This is a genomic window from Bacteroides galacturonicus, from assembly GCF_003096855.1.
Lineage (GTDB): Bacteria > Bacillota > Clostridia > Lachnospirales > Lachnospiraceae > Lachnospira > Lachnospira rogosae.
Genome location: NZ_QEOA01000003.1, coordinates 118787 through 131741 on the forward strand (window position 1 = coordinate 118787; position 12955 = coordinate 131741).

Annotated in this window: 14 protein-coding genes and 1 pseudogene; 9 read left to right on the forward strand and 6 right to left on the reverse strand. The window is 34.9% G+C overall.

The window, feature by feature from the left end:
• Nucleotides 1–98 precede the first annotated feature (98 nt).
• The 3 genes from C7390_RS03405 to C7390_RS03415 are packed head-to-tail and all read right to left on the reverse strand — an operon-like array spanning nt 99 to nt 2186.
• Complete coding sequence (locus C7390_RS03405) at nt 99–845, reverse strand: DUF4097 family beta strand repeat-containing protein (protein ID WP_055306391.1); 747 nt, start codon at nt 843–845, stop codon at nt 99–101.
• 27 nt (nt 846–872) lie between these two features.
• Nucleotides 873–1844, reverse strand: coding sequence for a permease prefix domain 1-containing protein (locus C7390_RS03410; protein ID WP_022502987.1), 972 nt, complete (start codon nt 1842–1844; stop codon nt 873–875).
• Nucleotides 1845–1847: 3 nt separating this feature from the next.
• Nucleotides 1848–2186 carry a PadR family transcriptional regulator gene (locus C7390_RS03415; protein WP_022502986.1) on the reverse strand — a complete coding sequence of 113 codons (339 nt, stop codon included), beginning with the start codon at nt 2184–2186 and terminating at the stop codon, nt 1848–1850.
• Nucleotides 2187–2951: 765 nt separating this feature from the next.
• Between C7390_RS03415 and C7390_RS03420 the strand changes: the two genes are divergently transcribed.
• Genes C7390_RS03420 through C7390_RS03430 form a run of 3 tightly spaced genes read left to right on the forward strand, consistent with a single transcriptional unit; the run spans nt 2952 to nt 6151 of the window.
• Entirely contained in the window at nt 2952–3161 is a 210-nt protein-coding gene (locus C7390_RS03420) for a hypothetical protein (protein ID WP_116443614.1), read from the forward strand.
• Complete coding sequence (locus C7390_RS03425; RefSeq protein WP_116443615.1) at nt 3154–5085, forward strand: HsdM family class I SAM-dependent methyltransferase; 1932 nt, start codon at nt 3154–3156, stop codon at nt 5083–5085. Before C7390_RS03420 ends, C7390_RS03425 begins: the two co-directional genes overlap by 8 nt.
• On the forward strand, nt 5060–6151 hold the full coding sequence (locus tag C7390_RS03430) for a restriction endonuclease subunit S (protein WP_116443616.1): 1092 nt from the start codon (nt 5060–5062) through the stop codon (nt 6149–6151). Before C7390_RS03425 ends, C7390_RS03430 begins: the two co-directional genes overlap by 26 nt.
• 332 nt (nt 6152–6483) lie before the next feature.
• Here C7390_RS03430 and C7390_RS13860 read toward each other — a convergent pair.
• Nucleotides 6484–6794, reverse strand: a pseudogene (locus C7390_RS13860) (TnpV protein).
• A gap of 254 nt (nt 6795–7048) precedes the next feature.
• Between C7390_RS13860 and C7390_RS03445 the strand changes: the two are divergent.
• Entirely contained in the window at nt 7049–7243 is a 195-nt protein-coding gene (locus C7390_RS03445; RefSeq protein WP_116443617.1) for a helix-turn-helix domain-containing protein, read from the forward strand.
• Between the two features lie 18 nt (nt 7244–7261).
• On the opposite strand, the gene C7390_RS03450 is transcribed toward C7390_RS03445, so the two are convergent.
• The gene (locus C7390_RS03450) at nt 7262–7651 is read right to left on the reverse strand and encodes a MerR family transcriptional regulator (RefSeq protein ID WP_116443618.1); all 390 of its coding nucleotides are present in this window, start codon (nt 7649–7651) and stop codon (nt 7262–7264) included.
• 290 nt (nt 7652–7941) lie between these two features.
• Here C7390_RS03450 and C7390_RS03455 point away from each other — a divergent pair, with 290 nt between their 5' ends.
• The 5 genes from C7390_RS03455 (at nt 7942) to C7390_RS03475 (ending at nt 11224) form a co-directional block, all read left to right on the forward strand.
• On the forward strand, nt 7942–8715 hold the full coding sequence (locus C7390_RS03455) for an NAD-dependent protein deacylase (RefSeq protein ID WP_116443619.1): 774 nt from the start codon (nt 7942–7944) through the stop codon (nt 8713–8715).
• A 173-nt stretch (nt 8716–8888) separates the two neighbouring features.
• A complete protein-coding gene (locus C7390_RS03460) occupies nt 8889–9317 on the forward strand; it encodes an SseB family protein (protein ID WP_116443620.1) in 429 nt (142 codons plus the stop codon).
• A 45-nt stretch (nt 9318–9362) separates the two neighbouring features.
• On the forward strand, nt 9363–9947 hold the full coding sequence (locus tag C7390_RS03465; protein ID WP_082421601.1) for a GNAT family N-acetyltransferase: 585 nt from the start codon (nt 9363–9365) through the stop codon (nt 9945–9947).
• Nucleotides 9948–9974: 27 nt separating this feature from the next.
• Complete coding sequence (locus C7390_RS03470; protein ID WP_055175670.1) at nt 9975–10211, forward strand: hypothetical protein; 237 nt, start codon at nt 9975–9977, stop codon at nt 10209–10211.
• 11 nt (nt 10212–10222) lie between these two features.
• Nucleotides 10223–11224, forward strand: coding sequence for an asparaginase (locus C7390_RS03475; protein ID WP_055306394.1), 1002 nt, complete (start codon nt 10223–10225; stop codon nt 11222–11224).
• Between the two features lie 150 nt (nt 11225–11374).
• Here the strand turns inward: C7390_RS03475 and C7390_RS03480 are convergent, their stop codons facing one another.
• Nucleotides 11375–12856, reverse strand: a complete 1482-nt coding sequence (locus C7390_RS03480; protein WP_055175666.1) for a methyl-accepting chemotaxis protein — start codon at nt 12854–12856, stop codon at nt 11375–11377.
• Between the last annotated feature and the right edge of the window lie 99 nt (nt 12857–12955).

Below are 12955 nucleotides of genomic sequence, written 5' to 3' on the forward strand. Positions count from 1 at the left end.
TTAATAAAAAGCTGTCGTAGAAGACATATTTTTACAGTATATAGAGTTCAATAGCTTCTATATATTGTATAAAATGTTTCATACGGCAGCTTTTATTACTAATTATTAATTGATATATTTCCCATATTTACAGTGGCTTTTAGCAGAGTAGAGGAACTAAGATTATTAGTGTATGTGTTGGAGCATTTATTATTATATAATGTGATGTTACCCATATCTACACTAAGGTCGTAACCACAATCTTTATTCTCAGGCATACGGATGGTTAAATTACCCATATCTACATTAATAATTGCTGACTTATATGTGCAGTTATCAAATTTGCAGTTACCCATATTAATCTCTGCGTTAATCTTTTCAATATTGCTGTTAGAAGCTTTAAAGTTACCCATATTTAATGAAGCTGTTAAATAACCAATATCTATAGAGTCGATTTTAACATTTCCTACATTAGAAGATAAATGCAGGTCGCTTATAGACGCATTTTCGGGTATTCCTATTGTTATTGTACAATCTGCATTTTTAATATTACCAAGGAAATGTTCTGTAGATTGTGTCACATTAAGAGTACTGCCGTTAACAACAGCAGTAGCTTTAAAACGCTCTCCGCCCTCATATTTGAAGCTGTAAGTATCGTCTTTTACAATATTGATATGAGCTACAGTGCCATCGATTGTAATATTAGAAAATGCTTTTAATTCTTCGTAGAAATCGCAATTGTTTCCAGAAGAGGAAGCGGTTAATCGGTTGAATGGTGCGGCATTAAATATATTTCCTAATATACCAGCTATTATACATAAAGCGGTTATTATATATATGATAATAAGATAAATTCTTTTATTCATAGTGTTCTCCTATCTTAGACCCTCATATTATTTTCTTAAAACATTTTTTAATAAAGCATAGATTACCCCGGCAATAGGCCATATAACCCAGGTTATGTGCCAGTAGAATGTTAAAAAGCTGATAGAAAGGTAAATACAGCTTACTGTTGACCAGTACACGGACATAATAGCGGTGGCTGTAGGATTAATATATTCAACAGACTTATTAGCTGGTTTGGCATAATTGCCAGCTATTGTGTCAGGGTTGTTAAGTGATAGAAGCACTTTATAGGCTTTTGAAGCATTTGCCTGATATACAATTAAGAACACACCAATGCCGACAAAACATAATACTCCGGCACCACCAAGGTCGTCAAGAATTTCAAAGTTAAGTGCATCAATTATTATTGGAGGTATAACGCTCATGACACATAATGCAACACCAATGCTTAGACACAGCGAATGAATTGTACGCATATGGTCACATTCATTCTGAATATATGAGGCAGACTGGTAGTCAACGCGGCATTGTTTGTATTTGATATCATCAAATTGCTTAAGCATAATACCTGATAATACGAAAAATCCGACTGCAATCGCAATTACTGCCAACATAACAGCTACCATAATGTTTTCAATAAAGGTAATTCCAATCATATCTCCAATAATTGGAAATATAGGGCTTATAATACATAAAAATACGCCGATTGCAATGAGAATACTTTTCACATTGTAAGCTCTTATGTATTTCTTGATTTCTTCTATCGAAAGACATCTTCTGTTATCAGAAGGTGTATTGTACTGTTGTCTGTTAAGTCCGAGTGTTTCGGAAAGTTCATCAAGATTGCCGAATTCAGATATAACAGTTCCAACAGCTTCATTCTCACTTAAACCTTCTGATATCAGCTCATTGTATTTGTCTTCCATCATTCCCCATAGTTCCTGCTTGGCACGAAGAACTTCAGGAGTGTTCGGCATATTGGCGAACATAGTTTCAAGATAACTTTTGATTGTTTCCATAAGTTAATTCTCCTTCTTAATAAATTGTTCAACGACTTCTTTGGTAAGTGCCCATTCTTCACAGCGGGCTTTGTAATACTCTCTTCCGGCATCAGTTATGCTGTAGTAAGTTCTTTTCTTTCCACCATTGTCACCTACACCAGGGAATGAAGTTATATATCCATTCTTTTCCATTCGTGTAAATGCAGAGTAGAGAGTTGTTTCTTTCATAATATACTTTTCATTGGATAGAGCTTTAATCTGCTTAGATATTTCATATCCATATGATGGTTTGTCTAATAGAAGATAGAGTATCATAGTGTCGTTGTAACCTCTGATAATGTCACTACTTATACCAGCCATAAAACCTCCAAAAAAAATACTACGACTGGCATACTACGTTAGTCGTAGTATGTCTGTCGTAGTATTATATATCATAATATATTATATACTGTCAATACATTTGGTATAAAAATGTTATATTGGTTGGAAAATAGTATTTTAACTGTCATAAATAAAAAGAGGGGTTCTTGTTTGCTGACTACGCATAAGGAAGTTTTTTGAAATGTAGATGGAGTAACACTTTTCAGGGGGTTACTCCGTTTGCGTTTATGCTAATATTTGCTTGTATTCAGCGGGATTATCCTTAACTGTCTGTATAAGTTTTTGAAATTCCGATTCGTCTGGCTTTTGAAAAAACCGATTGCTGTAAAGGTAATATCCACTTTTACGGAATTGTGAGCGTGTTTCTTTAACTTTTCAATTTTTTGCGTAAAATAAAAAAGATTCCTGAAAAAACATATCGAAAACCTAAATTCTTACGCTATTATGTTTTATCTTAGCGAGCAGACCGTTTGTGTCCACAAATGGTAAAACTGCCACAATCCGTACCGTATTAGCGAGCAGTGTATTTGTTTCCTCAATAAAACAAATACCTCGTTAGGATTACATCTTAAGACCTTCTGTTAAAAAGAGTGCAAGATAAGTATATTTCTTAATTTGTGAAAATAGGAAAGAAGAAATAGATACCCTTGTAGCTAAAACGGAAATTGCTCAAGGATTGATTTTTACAAATTATATGATATCATAATAGTAAGATATCTTGATATCATTTGGAGGTGTTTTTTAGTGAATGAAAGAACAAAACAAGTACAATTCCGAATGCCTGAAGAAACACAAAAAGAATTAAAGAAAGCACTAATTGATGATAATAGCAGTTTTACTGATTTTTTTAATGAAGCAGCCATAGCGTACTTAAACAATCCCCAATTATATAAGCAAAAAAATTCTGTATTATTAAAAAATGAAAAAAACAACGAGGTGTATAATAATGGCTAAAAAGGAAGTTAAAACAGATTTGTGGGTATATGACCTATTAAAGCAAGCAGAAATATCATTAGACGCACAAGGAAGTAATATAAAAGAAATAGATGAAGCATTGAAAACTGCTTCTAAAAAAGGCACAGGAAATGTTGGTTTTCCCGAGTATGTTGGTGTTGTCAAAGATTATCTTTTAGTTATCGAAGATAAGGCTTCTTTGAGTAAACATATTAAATTAGACGACAAGAATTGTATTAGTGTTGAAGTTAATGCTGTGCGAGATTACGCAGTAAATGGAGCATTGTTTTATGCAAAACACCTTGCAAAGAATACTACTTATAAGAAAATTCTTGCTTTCGGCGTGTCTGGAGATGAAAGAAAGCACAAAATTTCTCCGTTATATGTAGACGAAACAGAGTTTTATAGAGAACTTCCCGAAGTGCAATCTTTTATTTCCTTTAACGAGGATAATATTGACGAATACTATACAAGAGAAGTTTTGAAAGAAGATACCGATACAGAAAAAGAAACTGCTGAAATTCTGAAAGACGCTGCTGTATTACACGAAGATTTGCGTAATTATGGTAATCTCCTTGATACAGAAAAGCCATTGATTGTATCAGGTATTATGCTTGCACTCCGAGAAGCAGAATTTAAGAATTTTTCTATTAACGATTTAACGGGCGACACCATCAAAACAGATGGTCAAAAAATATATGACGCTATTGACGCTAATCTTAAAAGAGCCAATGTTTCCCCTGCTGTTAAGAAAGATAAAATCTTGGGGCAGTTTGCTTTTATAAAAGACACTGTAAAACTGAATGAAATCGATGAGAAGTTAAACAAGACACCGCTTAAACATTTTGCTGAGTTCTTGTATGGAAAAATCTATCGCTCTATCCGATATTCCAAATCGGCAGAAGATTATATTGGTCGATTTTATGGGGAGTTTATGAGTTATTCGGGTGGCGATGGACAGACACTTGGAATTATTCTTACACCGAAGCATATAACACAGTTGTTCTGTGAATTGCTAGACTTAAAGCCTGAAGATGTTGTTTTTGACCCTTGTTGTGGTACAGCAGGATTTTTGATAGCAGCAATGCACAATATGCTCCAAAAAGCAGACAACGATATTCAAAAAAAGAGCATAAGGCAAAATCAGTTGCATGGTATTGAATTACGCCCGAATATGTTTACGATTGCCACTACCAATATGATTTTGCGTGGCGATGGAAAAAGCAATCTTATAAATGATGATTTCTTGAAACAAGAACCTAATAAGTTACAGTTGAAGCAAGCAACAGTCGGAATGATGAACCCACCATACTCACAAGGTTCAAAACAAAATCCCGACTTGTATGAAATAGCATTTACGGAGCATTTGCTTAATTCGTTAGCTGTTGGTGGAAGATGTGCAGTTATTGTTCCGCAATCTACAATGACAGGAAAATCCAAAGAAGAAGCGTCTATAAAGGCTAATATCCTTAAAAAGCACACTTTGGAGGGTGTTATCACTTTGAATAAGGACACTTTCTACGGAGTGGGAACAATGCCTTGCATTGCAATCTTTACAGCAGGAGAACCACACCCTGCTGATAAAATGTGTAAATTTATCAATTTTGAAGATGACGGATATAAGGTTGCTCCACATATCGGTTTGTTAGAAACTGAGTCGGCAAAGGATAAGAAACAGCATTTGCTTGATGTGTGGTTCGACAGAATAGAATGTGAAACAAGTTTTTGCGTACAAACTACTGTTGAAGCAGAAGATGAATGGCTACACAGTTTTTATTATTTCAACGATGAAATACCAACGGAAGAAGATTTTGACAAAACAATCGGAGATTATTTATCTTTTGAATTTTCAATGATTATGAAAGGTAAAAAATATCTTTTCGAGGAGGTGAAATCTGATGTTCAAAATGAAATTGACGGATAGAGAATGGAAAGCGTTTTACATTTCCGATGAGAAAGAAAATGGAGTATTCAAGTTAAGGGCTTCACTGTCGGGAATTGATAAAAACAAACTTCTTGATAGCAATGAACTTTCGATACCCTATATTACTCGTTCAGATTTTAATAATGGTGTTTCTCTGTTTGTTGGAAAAGAGCAAAAGGACAAATTCAAAATTGACAACGGAAATGTTATTACGATTGGGTTAGATACACAAACGGTATTTTATCAACCATATCCGTTTTATACAGGTCAGAATATACAAGTTCTTTACAATGACCATTTGGACAAATATGTTGCAAAGTTTATAATCCCACTTCTTAAAATGCAGGTTTCCAAATTGTCTTGGGGAGGAAATGGTGCAACATTAGGGAGATTAAAGCGTATGCAACTTTTACTGCCAATATCAGATGACGGACAACCTGATTATACATTTATGGAAATGTTCATTAAAGAGCGTGAAGCACAAAAGAGAAAAGAATATCTTGATTATTGCAAAGAACAGCTTAAAATTATCGGGGGGGGGTATAACCTAATACCTCTTGCTGATAAGCAATGGAAAGCATTTTTCATTGGTGGAGATAATGGGTTGTTTGAAATATATTCTGGAAAAAGATTAACAGTTGCAAATATGACTGAGGGCGAATGTCCGTTTATTGGTGCAACTGATTCTAATAACGGAATAACTAACTGGGTCGGTAATAGAAATGAAACATATGACTCAAATGTTTTGGGCGTGAACTATAATGGAAGTGTTGTAGAAAACTTCTACCACCCTTATCATTGTATTTTTTCTGACGATGTAAAAAGGCTTCATCTAAAAGAATGTGAGGATAATAAGTTTGCCTTGTTGTTTTTTAGCAGATTGATTTTAATGCAAAAGGCAAAATACACCTATGGATATAAATTTAATGGAACAAGAATGAATAGGCAAAAAATTTTAGTGCCAATAACAGATAGTGGTGAGCCGGATTATGAATATATGGAAAAATACAGTAGGAACTTATTGAGAGATATGATACAGAGGTATATTGATTATGCAGCAAACTGAATCAATATGCGTGAATGTTTTTTATTCAAATCTTTACATCTTATTTGTAAAATAATGGGTTTTAGTGTATCCCTAATGACTACCGTTTGGATTTGTCTATCCAAATGGTCTGCTCGCTAAGATTAGACAGTATTTAATAGTTCACACAAAACAAGGCACAACCAACGGATTCTTTTGCTCCGAAGGCTGTGCCTTTTCGTTATGTTATGTATAAATTACTTTGACTTTTTTCTTCTTGGCTTGCAGAATTTTAAACAGAACATCATCAACACAGTCCGTATATTTGCCCGCCGAGATAAGAGTGTTTTTCTCTGAAATAAGGCTCTTGATTATTAGTTTTCTTTCTTCCGATGTAAGATAAATATGATATTTTTTCGTACAAATATCACTTCCGTGTTAACGATTTCAGTTGCTCGATGTCGGATGTTATTCATCTTCTGAACCCATAACATCATATCTTTGGTTTTCAGACTCTCTGTAACATTTTCTTTCTCGGCAAGTGATTTTACAATCTGTTGAAACATTTTTCGGCTCGTATATCTACCTCTGCAAGGTGTTTGTTGAGCGTACCTTTGGTCAAATAGTTGTAATAAATAATGCGATTTTTTTCTTTCAGATGTCTTAGGTATCGCTGTCCCCACACACCAATTTCAAACGGTTATTCCTTTGGTAGTACAAGTGTTGGCAGACTGTAATCGCCGTTTGCTGTATAAGTTCCGGCAAGATTTTCGTAAATAGATTTAATTGAAAATCCTCCTTTGTTTTAGTGTAATTACATTTTACAAAAGATTTTTCAATAAAACCAATGTGCCGATTGCAGAAAAATAGACACCAACCAATTTGAACCGACCCCCAAAAGTTAGACTAAAATCTAACGATTGGGAGGTCGGTTTATTTATGCCAAAATATAGTTTTGAATTTAAGAAAAAAGTTGTAGAAGCTTATTTTCGAGGTGAAGGTGGTTATACATTTTTAGCTGAGAAATATTGCGTCAAAAACAGACGGCAAGTATTAAATTGGGTTCATTATTATGAAGAATTCGGTGATGACGGATTGCGACGTTCTAGAAAGAATCAAGAATACTCTTTTTAATTCAAACATCCCCCTGCTTTAGCTGTGGGGAGTGTCAACCCAGCTTAATACACCAGTTTTTACGGCGTTTTCATATCTTGAAATTTTATATTTCAGACGTTTCATAGTTGCTTCAATCTGTGCATGCTGTTCTTTAAGGGCATCAAGCTGTTCCTGTAAAAGCTGTCTTCTTGCTTCAAATGTTTCATCGCCTTCCTGATAAAGTTTCACATATTCAATAAGTGCTTCAATAGGAACTCCGGCATTACGCATACAGATGGCATTTTCAACCCAGCCAAGGTCATTTTCTGTATAATTTCTTATGCCACCGGAAGTGCGGGCAACAGTTGGTATAAGACCAACACGTTCGTAGTATCGTAGTGTATCTTGTGAAATATTATATTTCTGGCTTACTTCTTTGATTGTCATAATATCCTCCATTCATAATGGTCATTGGACTGATTATTATATCGTTATATTAACACTTAGAGTCAGCTTAAAGTCAAGTGCATTGTGAATGAATTAAAAAAATCAGGTGGAGAAGCACAGAAAATGTGGTATACTGTCATATAAAAGACTGTCCTATAAGCTGGATTAGCTAAGCGTTCTTAGATGTACACTGCGGAATGAATGATAATAATAATAGATAAGCACATACAAAATTCGTTAGTGCAGGACAGAGTTGTGATACAGTAATGTATTCGGAAAAGAGGTTTATTATGGGTTATGATAATGAATTTGATAATAAAATAAACAAGCTTACAGATTTTATTAATGAGTGTAATAGCATAGTGTTCTTTGGAGGTGCTGGGGTATCGACAGAGTCTGGAATACCAGATTTTCGTAGTAAGGACGGTTTATATAACCAGCACGATGTTGAATTTGATATGTATGAGCCAGAATATCTGCTCAGTGAAGAGTGTCTTCATCATAAGCCTAAGGTATTTTTTGAATTTTACAGACAGAAAATGGATGCAAGAAATGTAAAGCCTAATATAACGCATTATATGCTTGCCAGATTAGAGAAGCTTGGAAAGCTGGATAAGATTATTACACAGAATATTGATGGACTTCATCAGATGGCTGGAAGCACTAATGTGATTGAACTTCACGGTGCAACTACAAGAAATTATTGTGAAAAATGCGGTAAAAAGTATCCGGCAGATTATATATTTGAGAGCAGGGAAGCAATTCCAAGATGTGTTGAGTGTAACCATATGATACGACCAGATGTGACTTTGTATGGTGAACAGCTTCCAGCAGGTGCATATGAGAGTGCGGTGGAGGCTATAAGAAAGGCTGATATGTTAATAGTGGCAGGAACATCATTAAAGGTATATCCAGCGGCAGGACTTGTATGGGAATTTGCTGGAAAGCATCTTGTCGTAATGAATAAAGAACCGTTGGATTTCAAGCTGGATATGAATAAAGACATAGAGTTTAATTGTGCGATGGGTGATGTGTTCAGGGCACTTGATAAGAATATACAGTGATGAGAACATATGAATACAGTGTCAGTTATAATAGTATTAAGCTGTTGAATTAAGAGAATATATATAAATAAACACACTTTACTGGGCTGCTTAATTAAAGTTGACTTGTCAACAATCTAATGTTATGTTGATATAGCATTCACTAATGAATGTTAACAGAATGGAGAAATCATATGTCAGGGAATAAAGAGCAGATAGATGTTTCATTAATTGGTAATGACAAAATAGAAGAAGCAATTGTTAACATACAGAAAGAACCGACAGAGGAAAATCTTGTAAGAGCATTGTCTATAGTAAAACACAGAATGAATGATAAAGGTCAGCTGATAATAGCAGTAGAGCCGCCATTGCCAGATGGTAAGCTTAATTTGAAGGTTATAAAGACAGAAGACGGACAGATGTGGTGGATAGCTTACACAAGCTTTGATGAAGAATTAAAAGGTGCAGATAACATTAAATCGACGTTTTTAACAGATATAGATAAGCTGTTGAATTCAGCTTTGCAGGTTGATGAGATTAGCGGCATTATAATTAACCCTTGGAATAAGACGCTTATGATTGATAAAGAACTTATAAAGATTATAATAGGAAAAGAACAATAAAATGTTATATAAGTTTATAAGTATGAAAAAGAGGCGTAAGATAATATGCAGGAATTAAATAAAGCGATAGATGATATACGGTCAAAAGGTGAATTGTCAAATGGGATAACAACACGCTATGCTGTGCCTGAAGATGCAAAAAGACTTCTTGAGATATATGCACCATATGTAGAGAATACAGCAATAACATTTGAATATGATGTACCAACATTGGAAGAATTTATTGAAAGAATCAGACATACACTTGAAAAGTATCCATATATTGTAGCGTTGAATAATGGCACAATCGTTGGTTATGCGTATGCTGGAATGTTCCACGAAAGAGAAGCATACAGCAGATGTGTAGAAACATCTATATATGTTGATAATAATATGAAGCATATGGGCATTGGTGGAATACTTCATAAGACATTAGAAGATGAGTTAAGGAAAGATGGCTTTCTTAATATGTACGCCTGTATAGCCTGCCCTAAGAAAGAAGATGAATACCTTAACAGAAACAGCATAGAGTTCCATAGTCATCAAGGATACAGGCTTGTAGGAGAATTCTATGACTGCGGATATAAATTTAAAAGATGGTACAATATGGTCTGGATGGAAAAGCTCATCGGGGAACATACTGATAAATAAAATATATGTGCAGGAAAGAGGAGTAGTATGAAAAGTACATTAATTAAGGATACAACTAAATCAGAGAGAATAGAGCTTGTTAAGCAGTGGGAGGAAAGTGAGGGCTGTGAGAGCAGTGGAATAGATCTTATGGAATTCTTCCGTGATTATATTGACGGAGTTAAGGAGATTTCAGAGGTCAATGCAGCATTTACAGCAAGATACATTTCTGAAATTCCTGATGATAATTCAGGCATAAGCTGCGGAATGGGCGGCAGGAGATAAGGGGAACTGGCGTGAAGAATATATTATTAATAGCTACTGGTGGAACAATAGCCTGTTCGTCCTCTGATGAAGGGCTTACACCATCAGCTAATGTCAACGAACTGCTTTCATATATACCGCATATTAAAGAAAAATGTAAGCTTTCAGGAATTTCAATAATGAATATCGATAGTACCAATATGAATCCTGAACTTATGATGAATATTGCAAAGACGATAAAAGAATACAAGGATGATTATGATGGATTTGTCGTGGCACACGGAACGGATACAATGAGTTATACCGCTGCTGCACTTGTATATATGCTGAATAACTTTTATAAGCCTGTTGTTATAACTGGATCACAACTGCCAATGGAAGCAGAATATACAGATGCGAAGAAGAATTTATCAGATGCGATAATATATGCGTGTGAGGGAAGGGCTGGTGTATATGTGGCATTTGATGGGTGCATAATTAATGGTGCACATGCAAGAAAGGTTAAGACACGCAGTTATGATGCATTTGAGAGTGTTAATTATCCAGTTGTTGCACATATTAAGCATAGCAGGATAACACATAATGAGGCTGTGCAGGGTGACTATAATAAGTCTGATAACAGCGGAATAGAGCCGGAGTTATGTTCAGATGTGATGCTTATTAAGCTGTTTCCGGGAATAGATAATAAGATATTTGAATTTATTAAGGGACACTATAAAGCTGTTGTTATTGAAAGCTTTGGGATTGGTGGAATTCCGAATATAGATAACAATATTGTAGAGGAAATTCACAAGCTTATAGAGGCTGGTGTTGCAGTTGTTGTGACAACACAGTGCAATTATGAGGGTGTTGATCTTGATATATATGAGGTGGGAAAGAAGCTGGCTAAAGAAAATGTTATTATAGCCGCTGATATGACGACAGAAGCGGTTGTTATGAAGCTTATGTGGGCATTGGCACATTTTGGTAAAAATGCAGTTACAGATATTAAGAAATATATTGAAACACCGGTATTCTGTGACAGAAGTTATTAACAGCAGGGAGCTTATGACAGCTTCAATCAATGAATGCAGACGGAATAATTAAAGAATATTATATAATATAAAATACCCTGTTATGTAAGGATTAACTCCAACAAGTTTATTCTTAATCCTTACATAACAGGGTATTTTGTAATATGTTGATTATTGATTATTGTGCTTAATAGTGTCTATAAGACTATGCATTCTTGTATTGATTGATTCAAGAATCTTCATATTGGCATCTTCTGTATTAGTGGTTTCAGCAGCGTGTGCAGAGAGCTGTTCAGATACAGCTGATATTGTCTGTATAGAGTCAACAATTACGCTGTTAGCCTGTTTGAGTTCATCAATACTTGATGAAAGTCTTGAAACATTATCACGGACAGTATATGTATTAGTCTGAATATTATCAAAGCTTTTGGCTGTATTCTCAGTAGAAGACTTTTCAGTATTAATTCCGTCTATCATAGTGTAGATAACTGATACAACATCTTCAATAGCTGATGACATATTATGTATAAGCTTTGTTATATTCTCAGTTGCATCACCTGTCTGTGTTGCCATTTTGGAAATCTCAGAAGCAACAACGGAGAAACCTTTTCCAGCTTCACCAGCTCTTGCGGCTTCAATACTTGCATTTAATGCTAAGAGTTCTGTCTGGGAAGCAATCTCCTCAATCATAACAATAATAGAATGCATCTGTGAAATATGGTTGTTAAGGTAAGTAAGCTTATCAGCAACCATTTCTCCGTTCTTAACAGATATATCAACTGTAGTAACAAGATGCTCAATATCTTTACTGCTCTGTGTAAGGATATCAAGGGTTTCTGCCATACTTGCAGAGATTTCATTAGCGGACATATCTACAAGTTCAACTTTTTTCTGAATTGCATCTGTCTGTGTAAGCTGGTTCTGTACGGCATTGGCTGTATCAGTTGCACCGTTGGATACGTCAGACATAGTTGACTGTGTGATCTTTGAAGATTCCTGTAACTTTTCTAAATCAGCATATACTTCAGAAATACCATTCTGCATTGTAGCAGACATTTCTGATATCTGACTAAGAAGCTCATCACTCTGCTCTTTTGATTTAGAAATGTTATTAATCTTCTGGTCTGCATTAGCTTTAGTTGCAAGAGCAAGCATACAGGCATATATACCAGTTATTAATACAATTATGAGCTGTATAACGGCGGCATCAGTTCCAAGATAGCCCATTCTGCCAGTTCTTGCACCGATAATAATAGTGATAATATTTTCAATAACTACGCCAAAATTGACAAGAAACATAAGACGGAATTCGTTATATAATGAAACAATAAATACCATAGGAAGTGCAAAGGCATACATAGTAATACTTGTTGTTGTAAATATGTTGCAGGTATAGAAAACAGCATATCCTATAGCTACTAAGTGCTTGATTGCATTAGTTTCGTGGTTCTTGTTCCAGAAAATAAATTCAGCAATCACAGGTGCCATTCCGATAGCAAAGATAATAATTGCGTAGGCGAATGATGTTATACCAACTGCTGTCTGCATAAAAACAAGAAGGCTGATAACAAGCACTTCTATTAAGTGTGCTAGCATAGCTACACGATTGTTTCGTTCCATTTCGGGAACTTCTCTTTTGATTTTGATAGGCATAAGTACCTCCTGATGTATATTGTTATTTAAGTGCCTAGAATACTAACCCCCATTATAATATATATAATTTGATATTTCAATGATACATTTATGGTTCTT

Coding starts and splice junctions, on each gene's coding strand:
- C7390_RS03405 (WP_055306391.1), bottom strand. CDS start 845: ATGAATAAAAGAATTTATCTTATTATCATATATATAATAACCGCTTTA.
- C7390_RS03410 (WP_022502987.1), bottom strand. CDS start 1,844: ATGGAAACAATCAAAAGTTATCTTGAAACTATGTTCGCCAATATGCCG.
- C7390_RS03415 (WP_022502986.1), bottom strand. CDS start 2,186: ATGGCTGGTATAAGTAGTGACATTATCAGAGGTTACAACGACACTATG.
- C7390_RS03425 (WP_116443615.1), top strand. CDS start 3,154: ATGGCTAAAAAGGAAGTTAAAACAGATTTGTGGGTATATGACCTATTA.
- C7390_RS03430 (WP_116443616.1), top strand. CDS start 5,060: ATGTTCAAAATGAAATTGACGGATAGAGAATGGAAAGCGTTTTACATT.
- C7390_RS03445 (WP_116443617.1), top strand. CDS start 7,049: ATGCCAAAATATAGTTTTGAATTTAAGAAAAAAGTTGTAGAAGCTTAT.
- C7390_RS03450 (WP_116443618.1), bottom strand. CDS start 7,651: ATGACAATCAAAGAAGTAAGCCAGAAATATAATATTTCACAAGATACA.
- C7390_RS03455 (WP_116443619.1), top strand. CDS start 7,942: ATGGGTTATGATAATGAATTTGATAATAAAATAAACAAGCTTACAGAT.
- C7390_RS03460 (WP_116443620.1), top strand. CDS start 8,889: ATGTCAGGGAATAAAGAGCAGATAGATGTTTCATTAATTGGTAATGAC.
- C7390_RS03465 (WP_082421601.1), top strand. CDS start 9,363: ATGCAGGAATTAAATAAAGCGATAGATGATATACGGTCAAAAGGTGAA.
- C7390_RS03470 (WP_055175670.1), top strand. CDS start 9,975: ATGAAAAGTACATTAATTAAGGATACAACTAAATCAGAGAGAATAGAG.
- C7390_RS03480 (WP_055175666.1), bottom strand. CDS start 12,856: ATGCCTATCAAAATCAAAAGAGAAGTTCCCGAAATGGAACGAAACAAT.